The organism is Bradyrhizobium sp. Pa8 (assembly GCF_052588265.1).
In genome coordinates, this window is record NZ_CP176767.1 from 9,251,088 (window position 1) to 9,268,289 (window position 17,202).

The 17,202-nt window shown below is 64.4% G+C and carries 17 protein-coding genes; 5 read left to right on the forward strand and 12 right to left on the reverse strand.

Annotated features, from left to right (window positions below):
- Positions 1-19: 19 nt before the first annotated feature.
- The 6 genes from ACKWRH_RS43955 to ACKWRH_RS43980 all read right to left on the reverse strand — a co-directional run bounded on the left by ACKWRH_RS43955 (position 20) and on the right by ACKWRH_RS43980 (position 5,092).
- Positions 20-1,075 carry a lysylphosphatidylglycerol synthase domain-containing protein gene (locus ACKWRH_RS43955; protein ID WP_282525054.1) on the reverse strand — a complete coding sequence of 352 codons (1,056 nt, stop codon included), beginning with the start codon at positions 1,073-1,075 and terminating at the stop codon, positions 20-22.
- 440 nt (positions 1,076-1,515) lie between these two features.
- Positions 1,516-1,743, reverse strand: a complete 228-nt coding sequence (locus tag ACKWRH_RS43960; protein WP_445218623.1) for an Rdx family protein — start codon at positions 1,741-1,743, stop codon at positions 1,516-1,518.
- Between the two features lie 11 nt (positions 1,744-1,754).
- A complete protein-coding gene (locus ACKWRH_RS43965; RefSeq protein WP_445218624.1) occupies positions 1,755-2,687 on the reverse strand; it encodes a haloalkane dehalogenase in 933 nt (310 codons plus the stop codon).
- Positions 2,684-3,274 (reverse strand): TetR family transcriptional regulator C-terminal domain-containing protein, encoded by a 591-nt coding sequence (locus ACKWRH_RS43970; RefSeq protein WP_445218625.1) that lies wholly within the window; start codon positions 3,272-3,274, stop codon positions 2,684-2,686. The genes ACKWRH_RS43965 and ACKWRH_RS43970 overlap by 4 nt, the downstream gene beginning before the upstream one ends.
- 124 nt (positions 3,275-3,398) lie before the next feature.
- Positions 3,399-3,695, reverse strand: coding sequence for a hypothetical protein (locus ACKWRH_RS43975; protein ID WP_063979886.1), 297 nt, complete (start codon positions 3,693-3,695; stop codon positions 3,399-3,401).
- Between the two features lie 2 nt (positions 3,696-3,697).
- Complete coding sequence (locus ACKWRH_RS43980) at positions 3,698-5,092, reverse strand: OmpA family protein (RefSeq protein WP_445218626.1); 1,395 nt, start codon at positions 5,090-5,092, stop codon at positions 3,698-3,700.
- Positions 5,093-5,256: 164 nt separating this feature from the next.
- Between ACKWRH_RS43980 and ACKWRH_RS43985 the strand changes: the two genes are divergently transcribed.
- Positions 5,257-6,315: a polysaccharide deacetylase family protein gene (locus ACKWRH_RS43985; RefSeq protein ID WP_445218627.1), complete on the forward strand. Its 1,059-nt coding sequence runs from the start codon at positions 5,257-5,259 to the stop codon at positions 6,313-6,315.
- A gap of 104 nt (positions 6,316-6,419) precedes the next feature.
- A complete protein-coding gene (locus ACKWRH_RS43990; protein ID WP_445218628.1) occupies positions 6,420-7,220 on the forward strand; it encodes an SDR family oxidoreductase in 801 nt (266 codons plus the stop codon).
- Positions 7,221-7,392: 172 nt separating this feature from the next.
- Here ACKWRH_RS43990 and boxB read toward each other — a convergent pair whose 3' ends face one another.
- The 5 genes from boxB to ACKWRH_RS44015 all read right to left on the reverse strand — a co-directional run bounded on the left by boxB (position 7,393) and on the right by ACKWRH_RS44015 (position 13,908).
- Positions 7,393-8,829, reverse strand: coding sequence for a benzoyl-CoA 2,3-epoxidase subunit BoxB (boxB, locus tag ACKWRH_RS43995; RefSeq protein ID WP_445222587.1), 1,437 nt, complete (start codon positions 8,827-8,829; stop codon positions 7,393-7,395).
- Positions 8,830-8,958: 129 nt separating this feature from the next.
- Positions 8,959-10,647 carry a 2,3-epoxybenzoyl-CoA dihydrolase gene (gene boxC, locus ACKWRH_RS44000; RefSeq protein WP_445218629.1) on the reverse strand — a complete coding sequence of 563 codons (1,689 nt, stop codon included), beginning with the start codon at positions 10,645-10,647 and terminating at the stop codon, positions 8,959-8,961.
- Between the two features lie 119 nt (positions 10,648-10,766).
- Positions 10,767-11,291 (reverse strand): DUF309 domain-containing protein, encoded by a 525-nt coding sequence (locus ACKWRH_RS44005; protein ID WP_445218630.1) that lies wholly within the window; start codon positions 11,289-11,291, stop codon positions 10,767-10,769.
- Between the two features lie 18 nt (positions 11,292-11,309).
- A complete protein-coding gene (locus ACKWRH_RS44010; protein ID WP_445218631.1) occupies positions 11,310-12,128 on the reverse strand; it encodes an alpha/beta fold hydrolase in 819 nt (272 codons plus the stop codon).
- 238 nt (positions 12,129-12,366) lie between these two features.
- A complete protein-coding gene (locus ACKWRH_RS44015; RefSeq protein ID WP_445218632.1) occupies positions 12,367-13,908 on the reverse strand; it encodes a benzoate-CoA ligase family protein in 1,542 nt (513 codons plus the stop codon).
- A gap of 28 nt (positions 13,909-13,936) precedes the next feature.
- Between ACKWRH_RS44015 and ACKWRH_RS44020 the strand changes: the two genes are divergently transcribed.
- Together ACKWRH_RS44020 and ACKWRH_RS44025 are read left to right on the forward strand one after the other, a co-directional pair.
- Positions 13,937-14,953, forward strand: a complete 1,017-nt coding sequence (locus ACKWRH_RS44020) for a helix-turn-helix transcriptional regulator (protein ID WP_257787550.1) — start codon at positions 13,937-13,939, stop codon at positions 14,951-14,953.
- 149 nt (positions 14,954-15,102) lie between these two features.
- Positions 15,103-15,498: a group II truncated hemoglobin gene (locus ACKWRH_RS44025; RefSeq protein ID WP_445218633.1), complete on the forward strand. Its 396-nt coding sequence runs from the start codon at positions 15,103-15,105 to the stop codon at positions 15,496-15,498.
- A 6-nt stretch (positions 15,499-15,504) separates the two neighbouring features.
- Here the strand turns inward: ACKWRH_RS44025 and ACKWRH_RS44030 are convergent, their stop codons facing one another.
- Positions 15,505-16,242 carry a B12-binding domain-containing protein gene (locus ACKWRH_RS44030; protein ID WP_445218634.1) on the reverse strand — a complete coding sequence of 246 codons (738 nt, stop codon included), beginning with the start codon at positions 16,240-16,242 and terminating at the stop codon, positions 15,505-15,507.
- A gap of 223 nt (positions 16,243-16,465) precedes the next feature.
- Between ACKWRH_RS44030 and ACKWRH_RS44035 the strand changes: the two genes are divergently transcribed.
- A complete protein-coding gene (locus ACKWRH_RS44035; RefSeq protein ID WP_445218635.1) occupies positions 16,466-17,146 on the forward strand; it encodes a transglutaminase-like domain-containing protein in 681 nt (226 codons plus the stop codon).
- Positions 17,147-17,202: the final 56 nt, after the last annotated feature.

Sequence of the window (17,202 nt, forward strand, 5' to 3'; positions counted from 1 at the left end):
TCCTAAGGGGATGCGCCGGTCAGGCGCCGCTGTCGCTGCGCTCTCTCACATAGGCGGCTTCACGCGCCGGGCCGGGGTCGAGCTTGAGCGCCGCCTGCTGCAAGCGCTTCGATCGAGCGCCGATTATAACTTCGCGAAACGTCAGCAAGATTACAGATATGACGAAGGGGGAGAGATAATAGAGGACGCGGAACAGGAGCATGCCACCCAGTAGTTCCTCGCGATCCATCTGCCAGAGGCCGACCAGCATGGCGGCATCGAACACGCCGAGCCCTCCCGGCGAGTGGCTGGCGAAACCGAGCAAGGTCGCCGAGACGAAGATCACCGCCACCACGACGAAGCCGAGATTGGGCTCGTCCGGGACCAGCACGTACATCGCGAGCGCACAGAAGCCGAGATCGATGATGCCGATGGCGATCTGGAGCAGCGTCAGCGGGCCGCCCGGCAGCACCACGGTCCAGGGCCCGCGGCCGACCACCCGCGGCTGGGTCCAGACCCAGACCACATAGGCGACCAGCCCCACGATGATCATCATCGCCAGCATGCGGTTCAGCCAGGGCGGAAGCTGGTCGATCGAGGCCGCGGCTTCCGGATGGTAGGAGATGCCGAGGCCGAGCACCGCGGCATTGCCGAGCCAGAAGGTCAGGCCGGCGAGAAAGCAGATCTTTGCGACGTCGATCGCGTTCAGGCCATAGGCCGAATAGATGCGGTAGCGCACCGCGCCGCCGGTGAAGACGCTGGCGCCGACATTGTGGCCGATCGAATAGCTGGTGAAGGCGGCGAGCGCATTGATGCGGTAGGGCACATGGGCGTGGCCGATCGCGCGCACAGCGAACAGATCGTAGAAGGTCAGGGTGAAATAGCCTGCGGCCACGAACAGCGCCGCCATCGCAATCTGGCTCGGCTCGGTGCTCTTGATCGCTTCGAGGACCTCGTTGACGTCGATCCCCCGCAGCATGTGGTAGAGCACATAGCAAGCGATGCCGATGACCGCGACGCTGATCACAACTCCAAGCTTATGCAGGACTTGCTTCTGGCGCAGAAACGTCATCGCCCTGCGTATGGCTTCCAGCATCTAGACCTCGAACAACGCTTCAGCGGCCAGGGTGGCCGGCGGACAGGCGGACGACGCACAGGCATTCAACGAGCCCTCGCCGCCGGCTCCGGCATCGCGCATGCCCCATGCCCTTCCACTAGCGCGTTTTGGGGCGGAGTGGAATTCAGCAATTCGAACAAATACTCGTGCCTTCAATATTTTAGGCAGGGTTGCGGGCTCCAGATGCACGGATTGGCGCTTTCGGCGGCAAGACTGACGCGAATCTCCATGGCAATCCTGCGCAGTCGCCATGAAGTTTTGATGATTTCGGCCGCACAATGTTCCGTCACGACTTAAGCCGACGTCAATCTATGGGCCGCCCCCGCCTGGCGAAAGAGGGGTGGCCGGAGCTGTTGCTCAGGGGTTTCCGGTGGGCCGAAAGGCCGCGGCCTCAGGAGGCGATCGGATTCCGCCCCGGATCAGTGCCACGCGGAAGTGACGGCGGCCACGATTTCGTCGGTACCGAGGAAGTGGCCCTTGCTGCGGCTCGCGACGATGCTGTCGCCGACCTTGACCTGGAAGATCCCACCCTTGGCGGGGACGAGAACCGGCTCCAGCGCCGGATGCTGCCGCAGCGCAGCAGCGGCGTCCTTGGCGCGCTTCTCGTAGCCGCAGGGACGGCAATAGATGATGGTCACATCAGCCATCTCGCTCGCCTTCAGGCAGCGCGCTGCTGCCGCACGGCTTCGATGCCGGCGATCCAGCCGGCGACGGAGCGGCCGATCGCCTCGGCGTGATCCTCCTGGAGAAAGTGCAGCCCGGGTCCGAGGCGGACCAATGCGCAGTGCTTCAGCGAGGCTGCGAACCGCTCGGCGAATTCGGGCGCGACGAGCGCACCGGGCGTGCCCGAGAACAACAGCTTCGGATAGGACGATGCTGCGAGCGCCGCATGCGCGGATTGGAGCGTCTCGTAGACGTCGGCAGGCTCGCCCGCGATCGGCAGTTCGCGGGGGAAGGCGAGAACGGGCCGGCGGCTCTCCGGCGTCGGGAATGGCGCACGGTAGGGCGCCATCTCGTCCTCGCTGAGCTTGCGGACGATGCCACCGGGCAACACGCGTTCGACGAACGCATTCGCCTCGAGGATCATCGCTTCGCCCTCGCCCGGCGTCCTAAATCTGCGGAACGTCGCCCTCGCCGCCTCGGCGTGGTCCTGCTCCTCCGCGACCTCGGTGTGGTGAAAGTCCTGCCAGGTCGGCATCGGGCGGATGAACTCCATGAAGGCAAGGCCGCGCACGAAATCCGGCCGGCGCGCGGCGAGATGGAATGCGAGCGCGGTACCCCAGTCCTGTGCGACGAGATAGGCCGATTTGATGCCGCGCTGTTCGATGAATGCATCGAGATAGCGGACGTGGTCGACGAAGCGATAGCCGATGTCGGGCTTACCGGATTGGCCGAAGCCGACGAGATCGGGCGCGATGCAATGTGCGACCGGCGATACAAGCGGCAGGATGTTGCGCCAGATATGCGACGACGTCGGGTTGCCGTGCAGGAACAGGGCAGCGGGCGCCTCGTGATTTCCCGCCTCGCGATAGGCCATCGTGCTTCCCAGCACCGACGCTTTGAGAAATTCGATTTCAGTTGGCTTGCTCATGTCAGCTCCCTGAAGACGGTTTGAAAGGCGATGGTCTTGAAACGTTCGAGGGCGTTGGGATTGCGGTCGACCTTCATGCGCAGGATCGCGCCCTGCCAGGACGCGAGCAGGAAATCGGCGAGCTCTTCGGGCGCGAAATCGGATGCGATCTCGCGGCACGTCTGGGCGTCCCTGATGCAGACGGCGAACGGCGCGCGCCATTCGGCGAAGATTTCGGCGAGACGCGCGCGCAGCATTTCGCTGCTGGCCGATGCCTCCAGGCTGAGATCACCGATCAGGCAGCCGCGGCCATAGCCGTCGGCCTCGAGCCGGCCGGTGATGATGTCGAGATAGCGGCGCAGCCGCGCGCGCGGCGTCAGCGAGGTGTCGTCGAGCGCCTCCGCAACCAGCCCCCTCGTGGTGTCGAAGTAGCGGTCGAGCACCTCGGAGGCGAATACCTCTTTGGAGCGAAAATGGTTGGTGAAGGACCCCTGCGGCGCGCCTGCCGCAGCGGTGACGTCGCGCACGCTGGTGCCGTGATATCCGGTCCGGAACATGACCTTCAGGCCGGCATCGAGGATGGCGTCTTTGAGCGAAGGCTTTGGCATGCGAAAATAATACGTACGTACGTATTAATGTCAAGCGCATTCTGATCGTTCGGCAATTTGCTTGCCGATCAGGCCGTTATCGCAATGTTGGATAGAGGCCCGCCCTCCGAGCGAGCCTGAAGACCTAAGCAGCAGGCTGGCTCCGCGAGACCACCCTGTCGCGCAGCCAGGCGCCGATAGTGCAGCCGACGAGGTAGCAGGCGAACATGACCAGCCCGAGATCGAGCCAATAGCCGAAGCGGCCGGGCACCACATGCGCGAAGGAGGCTGCGACCAGCGCGGCGGCAAGCACGGCGAGCCAGCGCGCGGTCACCTTCGAGGTGCCGTTACCGCGCTGGACTACCGAGATCCAGCCCATGCAAAAGCCCAGCAGCAGCGAGCCGATCAGCCAGCCCAGATGGAACGAGACGAGATAGGGCATCATCACCTCACCAGAAATTCGATGCGGCGGTTCTGCGCCTTGCCTTCGTCGGTGTCATTGCCGGCGAGGGGCTGCGTGGCGCCATAGCCGACCGGGGTGAAGCGGGTGGCCGGCAGCCCGGCCTTAACCAGATAGTCGATCACGGCCTGCGCGCGCTTCTCAGAGAGAGCCTGGTTGAAGGAGTCCTCACCATCGGCATCGGTGTGGCCGGCCACCTCGATATTGGTGGTGGGGCAGCGCAGCGCCGTCTCGATCAGATGGTCGAGAATGCCGGCGGAATCCGGATCAATGTCGGCGCGTTTCGTTGCGAAGCGGATCTTGCCCTTGTTCAGGAGCTCCGAGAACAATTGCTGGCAGACCGTGCCGTCGACCGGGCCCGCGGCAGGCTTCACCGTAATCTCCGGCTTGTACTGCCAGTTCTTCGGGAAGTCCTTGCCGAGGCCTGCGCGGATGTCGTTGGCAGCCCCTTCATAGAGCGCATCGCCCGACAGCTTCACCTCGCGATCGGACACCACGAGCGTACCGGTCGACAACCGCGACAACGCGCCGAGCGCTGCGACCACGGCAGTATTGAAGGAGCCGGGTGCGCCGACGCTGGCCTTGAGATTGTCGACGACCTTTTCGGTGAAGAACTTTCGCGAGGCACTCGTTGCAATGGCCGCGTGCACGTTGTTGTCAGGCACGTAGCCCGTCAGCGTCACAGTCGCCGCAACCGGATCCTTGTAGGCCTGGAAGATGTAGGGCGGCGCCTTGACATCGTTGGCGGCGACCGAAAAGCCCTCGGGCAGGTTCTTGAGCGCGGCCGCAATCGCCTCACGGCCGCCGAGGTCGCGCGCCATGCCCGACAGGTTGACCTTGGTGTCGGTGATCGTGATCTTGCCGTCCTTGAGCTTGCCGATCTGGTCGAGCAGCAGCATCGCGGCCGCCTCGAACCGCAGCGGCGCGCCGCGCGCCAGACCCATCTGATCGGCGACCTCGGTCCCGCTGACCTCCTTGCGCGCGGCCTCGGTCAGGCGCGCCTTCATCGACGGCAGGGGCGCGGAGCCGGACAGCGTCACCCGCACCACGTCACGCTCGGCATTCCAGACGAAGGGCGTTGCTTCGGGAACAAGGCGGGTCCGGTCGTCGACCAGGCGCACGCCCGGGACGAGCTCGACCGCCATCACGGCATCGCGGCGCCCCTCCTCGGAAAAGGCGTCCGCGGCCAGGCTGACGTCCCGGCCGTCCACCGCGATCCGGGTCTTGTCCAGAACGGTCTCCTTGAGCGCCGCCGAACTGCGGGCGGACAGGTCCGCCTCGACCGGCAAGGTATTATTCCAGGCCGCAAATCCCCACATGACGGCCAGGGGGATCAGCCCTGGCCACCATTTGCTGGCCCACCTGAAAAGCTTCTGCATTCAACGACCCGAACTCTGGAACCGGAGACAAAACAAACCCTTGGCGGGCTGTCAAACCGGAAATGATGCCCTTCCGAAGGCCATGCGTCGACAATTGGAATAACTTTTTCTTCAAGGGTTCTTCCGTAAGTTGAAAGTGGAATGCCAGAGTTCGCCAGCCGGTCATGAAACAACTCCGAAACAACGTCATCCGCGCCGGGCTGGGGGCACTCTATTTCAGCGGGGCACACCACCTGTTGCGCCCGCTCTTGTCAGGCGTCGGCGCCATTTTCATGCTGCACCACGTGCGACCGGCCCGCGAGGCCGCGTTCCAGCCGAACCGGCACCTCGAAGTCACCCCCGATTTCCTGCGCGCCACGCTGAGCCATTTGCGTTCGCGCGGGATCGACATCGTCAGCATGGACGAGCTGCATGAGCGGCTGGTGCAGGGCCGGTTCACCCGCCCCTTCGCCGCCTTCACCCTCGACGACGGTTACCGCGACAATCTCGAATTCGCGCTGCCGGTTCTGCGCGAATTTGACGCGCCCCTGGCCGTCTATGTCGCGAGCGAGTTTGCCGAAGGCACTGGACGTCTGTGGTGGACCGCGCTGGAGGCCGTGATCGCCAAGGCCGAACAGATCGACATCCAGATCGGCAATTCCGCGCTGCGGCTGGATGCAACGACCCCTGCCGAAAAACAAATGGCGTTCGACCGCCTGCACGATTGGCTGCGCGCGCTGCCGGGCGAACATGATCTCAAGCGCGAGATCGAGGCGCTCTGCGCCAGATACGACGTCGACATGGCCGCACTGTGCCGCAGCCTGTGCCTGTCCTGGGACGAGGTGAAGGCATTTTCCGCCGATCCGCTGGTCACGATCGGCGCGCACACCATCAGCCATTGCAATCTCGCCAAGCAGAGCGAGGGGATCGCCGCACAGGAGATGGCGGTAAGCCGCGCGCGGATCGAGCAGGCGCTCGGTCGTACCGTACTGCACTTCGCCTACCCCTATGGCGACCGCGAAGCGGCGGGCGAGCGCGAATTCGCACTCGCCGCATCGGCCGGCTTCAAGACCGCGGTGACGACCCGGCCCGGCATGCTGTTCGCCGAGAACGCCGGCCACATGACCGCGCTGCCGCGCGTCTCGCTCAACGGCAATTACCAGGACGCGCGAATTTTGCCGGTGCTGACCTCAGGCGCCGCGACCGCGATGTGGAACGGCTTTCGCCGGATCGCGGCGGCCTGATCCATCACTCAGACCTCATCCTGAGAAGCGCTCCGCAAGAGCGACGGCGGAGATTGACTCCCCTCTCCGCCGCGCTCAAAACGTCGCCAACCAAGGGAGGCACCATGTTCAACGATCTGTTCTCGCTCAAAGGCCGTGTCGCGCTCGTGACCGGCGGCTCGCGCGGCATCGGCAAGATGATCGCGGCGGGCTTCCTCGCGCAAGGCGCGGCGAAGGTCTACATCACCGCACGCAAGGCCGGGCCATGCGAGGCGACGGCGAAAGAGCTGTCAGGCCAGTATGACGGCGAATGCATCGCGCTGCCGATCGACATCTCAACTGTGGAAGGCTGCGACAGGCTGGCCTCCGAGATCATCAAGCTGGAGCCGAAGCTCGACATCCTCGTCAACAATGCGGGTGCGGCCTGGGGCGCGGAGTTCGACGAATTCCCGGAGAGCGGCTGGGACAAGGTGATGGACCTCAACGTCAAGTCGCTGTTCTTCCTGACCAAGGCGCTTGCCGCACCGCTGCGCGCGGCGGCCTCGCACGAGCGGCCCGCCAAGGTCATCAACATCGCCTCGGTCGACGGCATCTTCGTCAATCCGAGCGAGACCTATTCCTACGCCGCCAGCAAGGCCGCCGTGATCCATCTGACGCGGCGCATGGCGACGAAACTGATCAAGGACAACATCAACGTCACCGCGATCGCGCCGGGCGCGTTCAAGTCCGACATGAACCGCGCCGCGCGCGACCATGCGGACGAGGTCGCCAAGCGCATTCCGGCGCGGCGCATCGGAACCGACGAGGACATGGCCGGCGTGGCGATCTACCTCGCCTCGCGCGCGGGTGATTATGTGGTCGGCAACACCATCGTGGTCGATGGCGGCGTGGTCTACGCGAATGCGGGACTGGAGATCGCGGGGTAGGCGGCGCGCATCAGCACCGAGCGCGCCTCACACTCCACTGTCATGCCCCGGCTTGACCGGGGCATCCAGTACGCTGCGGCTTCTCGGCTAAGCACAGCCGCCTCTGGAATACTGGATCACCCGCTTTCGCGGGTGATGGCAGCATTCGCGTGGCGCGAGCGGCGTCTAACGCTTACGACTCGATCTTCACGTACTCGAAATCGCCGGGCTTGTTGTCGATGCCGACTTTCGGCGGCGAGATCCAGGAGGCGAACTTGCCGGTCTCGGTGACGGGCTGCATCAGCGAGGTGATGAAGTCGCCGTCGGCGGTCGAGGGCAGCCACTCGTCCTTGCGCTTCGCCCAGGTGGCATCGTCGATCAAGATGCCGTCGGGCGTCGCATGCATGTCCTTGAACTCGCCGATGTGGCGGTGGAACGCAACGTTCGGCAGCGTCAGCTTGAAATCATAGCCCGCGGTCGAGATCACCTTGTTCCAGCGCAGCATGCCCTTGACGCAGTCCTGGCTGTAATCGTCGCGCAGGCGCATGTTGAGCGCGGTCAGCGCCGGCTCGTCGACCAGCTTGATCTCGCCGTTGATGAACTTGAGCACCGGATAGGTGGCGTTCTTGAGCTGGTGATCGTCGTCGATCTGGGTCTCGTGATAACGGCCCTTGATGCCGGTGTTGAAGGCGTTGGCCGCGTTGGTCGAGACTTCCGAGCCGAACAGGTCGAGCGACAGCGTATAGTGCAGGTTCAGCTTCTTCTGGATCGTCGGCAGGTCGATGACGCCGAGCGCGCGAACCTTTGCGATATCGGTCGGATCGGTGATGCCGGCTTCGCGCATCGCGTCACAAGTGCGCTGCACGACGCGGGTGATGCCGGTCTCGCCGACGAACATGTGGTGCGCTTCTTCCGTCAGCATGAAACGGCAGGTGCGCGACAAGGGATCGAAGCCCGACTGCGCGAGCGAGTGCAGCTGCATCTTGCCGTCGCGGTCGGTGAAGTAGGTGAACATGAAGAAGGACAGCCAGTCCGGCGTCGCCTCGTTGAACGCACCGAGCATGCGCGGCGCATCGGCATCGCCGGAGCGACGACGCAGCAAGTCATCCGCTTCCTCGCGGCCGTCGCGGCCGAAGTACTTCTGGAGCAGATAGACCATCGCCCAGAGATGGCGGCCTTCCTCGACATTGACCTGGAACAGGTTGCGCATGTCGTAGAGCGAGGGCGCGGTCTTGCCGAGGTGGCGCTGCTGCTCGACCGAAGCCGGCTCGGTGTCGCCCTGGATCACGATCAGGCGCCTCAGCATGGCGCGATACTCGCCCGGGACTTCCTGCCAGGCAGGCTCGCCGAAATGCTCGCCGAACGGAACGACGCGATTCTCCTCCTGCGGCGCAAGCAGAATGCCCCAGCGGTAGTCGGGCATGCGGACGTAATCGAACTTGGCCCAGCCGCGCGGATCGACGGAGTAGGCGGTGCGCAGGTAAACCAGCGATTCCTGGAAGCCTTCCGGCCCCATGTCGCTCCACCAATCCATATAGCCGGGATGCCATCCTTCCAGCGCCTTCAGCACCTGGCGGTCTTCAGCGAGATTGACGTTGTTCGGAATCTTGGTCGAATAGTCGACGTTCATGATGTTCATGGTGGACCTCCCGTGGGGGACTGATTCATTCAACGATTGGCATCGAACCGCGAGCTTGCGAATGGCGAATGGTGAGTAGCGAATGGAAATCCCTATTCGGCATTCACCACTCCCTACTCGCTAAACCCTCGTCATATCGAATTTCGGCTTCTGGCCGCTGCCGTAGCGGCGCAGTGCGCCTTCCTCGCCGACCGCGTTCGGGCGCTGGAAGATCCAGTTCTGCCACGCGGTGAGGCGCGCGAAGATTTTTGATTCCATCGTCTCGGGGCCGACAAAGCGCAGGCTGGCTTCCATGCCGGTGAGGCTGTCGGGCGAGAAGCTGGCGCGCTCCTCCAGGAACACACGGACCTCATCGTCCCAATCGATGTCGTCGAGCGCGAAGGTGACGAGGCCGAGTTCTTCCGCCTGCTCGGCGTCGAGCGCGGTGCCCATGGTGGCTTCCGCACGCTCGACGTCGGACGGATCGGCCTGGAAACGCGATTCCAGGCGGGTCAGACCGTGGCTCATCGGATACGGACCGAAGTTCATGGCCGACAATTCGATCGACGGCGGCGGACGGTTGTCGCCCTGGCGCGTGCCGATCAGCATGTAGGAGCGGTCGGCGGCGAAGACGAGCTCGGCCAGCGTGCCGGCAAAGCAGGAGCCGGGCTCGACCAGCGTCACCAGCGTGCGCGAGGTGACGTCGATGCGCTTCAGCACGCGCTTCCAGTAGTGCCTGATTTCGTTGACCAGCCAGTGCGCCTTGTTGGCTTCGAGGAAGGCATCGGATGCCAGCACGTGGGCACGGTCGCCATGGCTCTTGAACACCAGCATGGCGATCTCGAGCTCGTTGATGCGCAGATGCAGGATGGCGTCGTCGAGCTCGCGCGCGACCTGAAGCGGCCAGAACGAAGGCCCCTGCGCCATCATGCCGTCGATGTCGGCGGGCGGAGCGGCCTCCGGCGCCTTGATCGAAATGGTGGCGATGCGCGCCGTGCGATCGATGTCGACACCGACAAAACCGTAGCGGATGCTGGTCTCGTCGATGACGCGCCTGAGCGGCGTCAGCGCGATGCCCTTGCCGCTGCCCTTGCGCTTCGATTGGCCTGCGAACTCCTTGGCGCGCTCGGCGATCTTGGCCTCCAGCTTCGAGTTCGGCGCGATCTCGTCGACGAGGCGCCACTGCACGGCGCGCTTGCCCTTCACGCCTTCCTCGATGGTGCAGAAGAAATCGGCGTGGTCGCGGCGCACCTTGCGCTTGTCGACGACGCGGGTGAGGCCGCCGGTGCCCGGCAGCACCGCGAGCAACGGCACTTCGGGCAGAGCAACGGCCGATGAGCCGTCATCGGCGAGGATGATGTGGTCGGTCGCGAGCGCCAGCTCATAACCGCCGCCGGCGGCCGAGCCGTTCACCACCGTGATGAAGCGCTGGCCGGAATTCTCCGACGAATCTTCCATGCCGTTGCGGGTCTCGTTGGTGAATTTGCAGAAGTTCACCTTATGGGCATGCGTGGAGCCGGCGAGCATCCGGATGTTGGCGCCGGCGCAGAACACGCGGTTCTTGGCCGAGCGCATCACCACGACCTTTACCTCGGGGTGTTCGAAGCGCAGACGCTGGACGACGTCCGCCAGCTCGATGTCGACGCCGAGATCGTAGGAATTGAGCTTGAGCAGATAGCCCTCGAACAGGCCGCCATTCTCGTCGACGTCCATGGTCAGGGTGGCGACGTCGCCATCGACCGCGAGCTTCCAGTGCTTGTAGCGGGACGGTTCGGTCTGGAAATCGATGAATGTCGCGCCGCCTGCGAGGCGCCGATCTTCCCCGGCCATGGGCCACCCTTGAGCTTGATTATGCGTTTTGGCTGTAGCGTTAGATGCACAATAGTGCATCTTTTCGAAATCGTCTAGCCCTTAACAGCCATCGCATGCACTTTGTTTCATGAAGCCTATTAAGACCGCACAATGGCGCCGAGGGTGATCCAGTCCGCCTTGGAGAGTTGGGGACGGCCCAGCTTGGCCTGGAGCAGAGCCGTCAGCGCCGGAATGGGGAAGCTCTCGACAAAGCCGTCGCCGCCCGCGGCCGCCTTGCGCGAGTTCAGCGCTCGCAACTCCGCCTGCGCGTCGCCGAACAAGCGCGCGGCCGAATGCAGCCGCTGCATGCGCAGTCGCAAATTGGCATTGGCGATGTGAATGCAGGCGCGCAGCAGGATGCGCTCGCGGCCACCTTGCGGGGCAGCGGCCCACACCGCTTCCAGCACCTCCTGCGATTCCCAGAAATAGCCGCGGTCGTTGAGCGCTAGCCCGTAGCGCAGCGCCGGATGGCGCGCCGGCACATAGCCGCGGAACGCCGGGGGCACCAGCGCCTTGGCCAAATCAAGCGTCTCGTAATCCGCGTCGACCCCGCCGGTCTCGCCCGGCACATAGGCCCATCGCGGCCACGGCAACGGGCCGCTCGCATCGGAAGGCACATTCATGGATGTGCCTCCGCAGGATCATGCGGCGCGTCCTTGAAGTCCCTGATCGTCGCGCAGGGCCGCTTCTGCAAATTGCTCAATCGCGTCAAGCGTCGCCCCCGGCGCTTCACGATGCGGGGAATGTCCCGCGTCTGAAATAATTTTCAAATCTACCGGACAATAGCACTCTTCCTGCGCAATATCGACCTGTCGCAGTGTCCCATATTGGTCGTCCTTGCCCTGCACGACCAGGATGGGAACGCGGATGTAGGCGAGGTATTCCGAGATGTCCCAGTCGCGGAATTTCGGATCGAGCCAGGCGCCGTTCCAGCCGTAGAAGGCGTTGTCGACGTCCTTGTGCCAGCGCGCGAGCTTCGCCTTGAGGTCGGTGGTCTCGAAGGTCGTCTTGATCGCTGCGATGGATTTGACCGAGATGTCCTCGACGATGAAATGCGGCGCCATCAGCGCGAGGCCTTGCAGGCGGTGATCCTGATGCGCACCGGCATAGATCGTCGCGATGGAGGCGCCGTCGGAATGGCCGAGCAGGAGGCCGCGCTTGAAGGAAATTGCGTCGAGGATCTTCGGCAGCACATCCAGCGCCTCGCGATGCATGTAATCGAGCGGCCGCGGCAGCGTGACCGCGCTGGATTGGCCGTAGCCCGCGCGCGAATAGACGAAGATGCCGGCGCCGGTGGCTTGCTGGAGTTTTTCCGGGAAGTCGCCCCACAGGCCGACGGAGCCGAGGCCTTCGTGCAGCATGACGATGGTGGGGCCGTCAGCGGCTTGTGGCGCGAGCCATTTGTATTCGAGGCTGGCGTTGCCGATGGTCAGGAAGCCGGTGGGGGTGAGGTTGGTCATGCTGTCACTCTGCTCTTCAGTCTCATCCAACGTGGAACGCAATCACGCGCCACTCGCTCAGTCGTTCCCTCCCCCCTTGCGGGGGAGGGCTAGGGAGAGGGGTGCCACACGGTGACTCTCAGTGTGACGAAGACCATCTAGCGCTCACAACGAATACCGTCTCCTGGGCCACCCCTCTCCCCCGCCCTCCCCCGCAAGGGGGGAGGGAGCGCAACAGCGTGCGTCAATCTCAACGCGCTCAATTCGCCCCTTCCCGCAATTTGAACCGCTGGATCTTCCCCGTCGCGGTCTTCGGCAGCGACTCCACCACGTCGATCCAGCGCGGGTATTTCCACGGGCCGATCTTCTGCTTGACGTGCTCCTTCAGCATTTCCTGCAGATCCGCCGTCGCCGCGCCGGGTCGCAGCACGACGAACGCCTTCGGCTTCAGCAGGCCTTCCGGATCGGCTTCCGGCACGACGGCGGCTTCGAGCACGGCGGGATGCGTGATCAGCGCGCTCTCGACCTCGAACGGCGAGACCCAGATGCCGGACACCTTGAACATGTCGTCGGCGCGGCCGCAGAAGGTGTAGCGGCCTTCGTTATCGCGGACATATTTGTCGCCGGTGCGGGTCCACGGACCTTCAAAGGTGCGGCGGCTCTTGTGGCGCTGGTTCCAGTAGCCCTCACCGGCGGAGGGCGCATCGACCAGCAGCTCGCCGACCTCGCCGTCGGCGACATCCTGGCCGGCCTCGTTGACGAGCCGCACCGCATAGCCCGGCACCGGCTTGCCGGAGGAGCCGTATTTGATGTCGCCGGGCGCGTTCGACAGGAAGATGTGCAAGAGCTCGGTCGAGCCGACGCCGTCGAGGATGTCGACGCCGAAGCGCGCCTTCCAGCTGTTGCCGACGGATTCCGGCAGCGCCTCGCCGGCCGAGGTACAGATGCGGAGCGACTTGCCGCCGCGCTCGGCCTTCATCGTCTCGTCGTTGAGCATCGCCGCGAACAGCGTCGGCACACCGTAGAAGATCGAGGGATTGTACCTGTTCATCAGGTCGAACATGCGCGCCGGCGTCGGGCGCTCGCTGTTCAGCACCACGGTGGCGCCGACCGACATCGGAAAAGTCAGCGCATTGCCGAGGCCATAGGCGAAGAACAATTTTGCCGCAGACAGGCAGACGTCGCTCTCGCGGATGCCGAGCACCTGGCTCGCATAGGTGTCGGCGGTCGCCTGCAGGTTCGAATGCAGATGGCGCACGCCCTTGGGCATGCCGGTCGAGCCCGACGAGTAGAGCCAGAACGCCGGCTCGTCCGGATGCGTCGCGGCGGTCGTAAACTGGTCGCTCTCATCAGCGAGCTCTTCCGCGAGCTGCTTGTGACCGTTCTGCTTGGCGCCGGACACCACGACATGCTCGAGATCCGGCATGCGGCCGACGACGTCCTTGATAACAGGATAGAGCGCTTCGGAGACGAACAGCACGCGCGCACGGCAATCGGCGAGGATATAGGCGTATTGGTCCGCGGTCAGCAGCGTGTTCAGCGGCACCGGCACGATGCCGGCGCGCATCGCGCCCAGGAACACGATCGGGAAATCGACCGTGTCCAGCATGATCATCGCAACGCGCTCCTCGCGGCGGACCCCGAGCCGGCGCAGCATGTTGGCGGCGCGCCGGGTCTCGCGCTGGAGCTCGCCATAGGTGAGCCGCGAGACGGTGTCGTCGAAGACGAGCTTGCCTCCCCTGCCGTCCTCGACGTTGCGGTCGAGCAGCCAGGTCACCGCGTTATAGGATCCCTCGCTCACGGACTTCTCCCCCGAATTTAGAATTATAATTCATAGAAAGACACCGCGGCGGCTTGCCGTCAATGCCGGCAGGCACTATGTTTCATTAAAACGCGCCGCAGGACACCCTCTCAAGAAGGCCCATGATCTGCAGTCCATGACCGACAGTCCCGACGCCGAATCCCGATTTCTCGAACAGCTCGGCCAGCGCGTGCGCACCATGCGCGCGCTGCGCGGCATGTCGCGCAAGGTGCTCGCCAAGGTATCAGGGATTTCGGAGCGCTACATCGCGCAGCTCGAGAGCGGCAAGGGCAATGTCTCCATCGTGCTGCTGCGCCGCGTCTCCGACGCGATGGGCGCGCATCTCGAAGACCTGCTTCCCTCGGCCGATCCGACGCCGGACTGGCAGATGTTTCGCGATCTCCTGCGCAAGGCGACGCCGGCGCAGATCGCTCAGGCCAAGGACGTTCTCGCCGGCGGCAGCGCGTCGGCGCCGCGGCGCGCGCCGTTCTGCGGCATCGCGTTGATCGGCCTGCGCGGCGCCGGCAAATCGACCCTTGGACGGATGCTGGCGAAGAAGGTCGGCTGGAGTTTCGTTGAGCTCAACAAGGAGGTCGAGCAGCAGAACGGGCTCTCGGTCGCCGAGATCATCGCGCTCTACGGCCAGGAAGGCTTTCGCCGCATGGAGCAGGCAGCGCTGCAACAGCTGCTCGCGCGCAACGAGCTGATGGTGCTGGCGACCGGCGGCGGCATCGTGTCGGAGCCGTTGACCTTCGACCAGATCCTGTCGTCGTTCTACACGATCTGGCTGAAGGCCGAGCCCGAGGAGCACATGGCCCGCGTGCGCCGCCAGGGCGACCTGCGCCCGATGGCGGACGACCGCTCCGCAATGGCCGAGTTGCGCAACATCCTGCTGAGCCGCGAACCGCTGTATTCGCGCGCGACGGCGGTGGTGGATACGGCAGGGCTGTCGGTCGATGCGGCGGCTGCAAGGCTGATCGATGCGGTGCGGCCGGTGCTGCAGAACGAAGCGCGGAGTTTCGGCCTGCGCAGCGTGGCGCTGTAAGGCGATCTCTCGCCGCACGCTCGCTGCGTTCCCTCCCCCCTTGCGGGCGAGGGAGTGCAGTTACGCGCGCGGATGTGCCTTGCGTCCCTTTTCGTTTCTCGAAAGAGAACGATATGAAGGGCCAAACAGCACACACCAGGACTTGATGAATGACCGATAGCGACGTCGCAATCTCCATGTTCCAGCGGATCGGCGGCAGCGGCACGATCGACCTTCTGGTCGACCGCTTCTACGAGCGCATGGACACGCTGCCGGAGGCGAAGATGATCCGTGCGATGCACGCGGATGACCTCGGACTGATCAGGGACGTGCTGAAGCGCTACCTCACCGAATGGACCGGCGGCCCAAAGCTCTATTCCGTCGAGAAGGGCCATCCGCGGCTGCGGCAGCGGCATATCGGCTTTGCCATCGGCGACGCCGAGCGCGATGCGTGGCTGCTCTGCATGCGCGGCGCGCTGGACGAGACGGTCACGGACGCTGCCGCGCGGCAAGACCTCGACAAGGCGATATCGGGCCTTGCCGACTGGATGCGCAACCGCAGCTAGCCGCGTTCAGTCGAGGCCGAGTGCGCTGATGTCGGCGGCAAGCTTCGCTCCGGGGATCCGCGGCACCAGGTGGGTTTTGACGGCGTAGCCGCCGAGGAAAATGTTTGGACGGCTGGGCGCCGGCAATGCTTGCACGCGCTCGATGAGCGACGCGACGGCATCGCACTGCTCGCGTAGGGCGATCGAAACGAGCAGCGTCTTGGGCTCACCCGCGATCGCCGGCTCGGACAGGACATCGAGAACGGTGAGATCGTCGACATGGCGCGTCCGCCATCCCTGGTTTTGCAGCCAAAGGCCGAGGATGCGGATGCCCACCACGTGGATATTGCCCGGCGCGTTCATCAGGAGATAGCAGCCGTCGCCTGCATGCCGCGCCGGCTGCGACCAGGCCTGCCTCATCTTTTCCTCGACAGGATCGACTACCCGCTCGGCGAAAGCAGTGAATTCGTGCTCGCCAGCGACGGTGAGCGTGCCGCGCTCCCAGGCGTTGCCGATCTCGTAGAGCATCGGCGCGATCATGCCGATGAGAATGTCGACCGGCCGGCAATGGACGGCGATGGCGTTGTCGACCAGCGGCCCGGCCGCGTCGAAATCGCTCCTGCGACCCGCGGCAAACAGCGCCTGAAAGATGTCCTGCAGCACGACCGCATGGGCATATTCATCGCCGCTGAGCAAATCCGGCTGTTCACCCGAGCATTTCCGGCACAGCCCGTGTGTGATGCTGAAGTCGGCGTACGGCCGCATCTCGCCGATGAATTGCTGGCAATGGGCACACCATTTCAGCACGCTCTGACTCCCCAAGGGCCACATTAAGGGCGTCGGCTCCGGTAAGCGTAACGCAGCATTGCCGCTTTCGAAAGCGGCAACGTCTCAACGCAAGTGGTGACGGGGTAGTGTCGCGTGCGGCATAGGCGGCTTGCAACGAACGAATTTGAGTCCTGCGGAGACTGCCTGCTAAGCTTGACGCATGACAGCACCCCTGCCCGACACGATCCGCCGCCTCTATACCGATCCCGGCGAGTACATCGACAGCGATCATCCCGCCGTGCGGCAATTCGCCGAGACCGCCGTGCGCACGGATGCCAGCGAACGCGAGAAGGCGAGCGTGCTCTACAAGGCGGTGCGCGACGGCATCCGCTACAATCCTTATGTCAGCATGCGCCTTGCTGAGACTTTTCGCGCCTCGAGCGTGCTCGCCGCCGGGCAAGGCTATTGCGTCGGCAAGGCCGCGCTCTATGCCGCTGCTTGCCGCGTCCACGGCATTCCGGCTCGTGTCGGCTTTGCCGACGTGAAGAACCATCTCACCACCGAGAAGCTGCGCCAGAGCATGGGCACGGACATGTTCACCTGGCACGGCTTTACCGAGGTTCATGTCGACGGCGCCTGGCGCAAGGCCACACCGACTTTCAACGACACGCTCTGCGCCAAGGTCGGCGTGGCCCCGCTCGACTTCGACGGCCACACCGATGCACTACTACATCCCTTCGACGGTGCGGGGCGCGCCTACATGCAATATGTCAACGACCGCGGCACCTATCACGACGTACCGGCGAAGTTTTTGATGCGCGAAATGGCGCGCGAGTACGCCAACATGCAGGGCGAGGATCTGTCGGGCCGTGACATGGAGCGCGAGGCGGAGGGTCGGTAGCGCGCGGTGCGTAGGGTGGGTTAGCCGTGCAGGTGCGCGAAGCCCATCTGCTCGGC

Coding starts and splice junctions, on each gene's coding strand:
- ACKWRH_RS43955 (WP_282525054.1), bottom strand. CDS start 1,075: ATGCTGGAAGCCATACGCAGGGCGATGACGTTTCTGCGCCAGAAGCAA.
- ACKWRH_RS43960 (WP_445218623.1), bottom strand. CDS start 1,743: ATGGCTGATGTGACCATCATCTATTGCCGTCCCTGCGGCTACGAGAAG.
- ACKWRH_RS43965 (WP_445218624.1), bottom strand. CDS start 2,687: ATGAGCAAGCCAACTGAAATCGAATTTCTCAAAGCGTCGGTGCTGGGA.
- ACKWRH_RS43970 (WP_445218625.1), bottom strand. CDS start 3,274: ATGCCAAAGCCTTCGCTCAAAGACGCCATCCTCGATGCCGGCCTGAAG.
- ACKWRH_RS43975 (WP_063979886.1), bottom strand. CDS start 3,695: ATGCCCTATCTCGTCTCGTTCCATCTGGGCTGGCTGATCGGCTCGCTG.
- ACKWRH_RS43980 (WP_445218626.1), bottom strand. CDS start 5,092: ATGCAGAAGCTTTTCAGGTGGGCCAGCAAATGGTGGCCAGGGCTGATC.
- ACKWRH_RS43985 (WP_445218627.1), top strand. CDS start 5,257: ATGAAACAACTCCGAAACAACGTCATCCGCGCCGGGCTGGGGGCACTC.
- ACKWRH_RS43990 (WP_445218628.1), top strand. CDS start 6,420: ATGTTCAACGATCTGTTCTCGCTCAAAGGCCGTGTCGCGCTCGTGACC.
- boxB (WP_445222587.1), bottom strand. CDS start 8,829: ATGAACGTCGACTATTCGACCAAGATTCCGAACAACGTCAATCTCGCT.
- boxC (WP_445218629.1), bottom strand. CDS start 10,647: ATGGCCGGGGAAGATCGGCGCCTCGCAGGCGGCGCGACATTCATCGAT.
- ACKWRH_RS44005 (WP_445218630.1), bottom strand. CDS start 11,291: ATGAATGTGCCTTCCGATGCGAGCGGCCCGTTGCCGTGGCCGCGATGG.
- ACKWRH_RS44010 (WP_445218631.1), bottom strand. CDS start 12,128: ATGACCAACCTCACCCCCACCGGCTTCCTGACCATCGGCAACGCCAGC.
- ACKWRH_RS44025 (WP_445218633.1), top strand. CDS start 15,103: ATGACCGATAGCGACGTCGCAATCTCCATGTTCCAGCGGATCGGCGGC.
- ACKWRH_RS44030 (WP_445218634.1), bottom strand. CDS start 16,242: ATGCGGCCGTACGCCGACTTCAGCATCACACACGGGCTGTGCCGGAAA.
- ACKWRH_RS44035 (WP_445218635.1), top strand. CDS start 16,466: ATGACAGCACCCCTGCCCGACACGATCCGCCGCCTCTATACCGATCCC.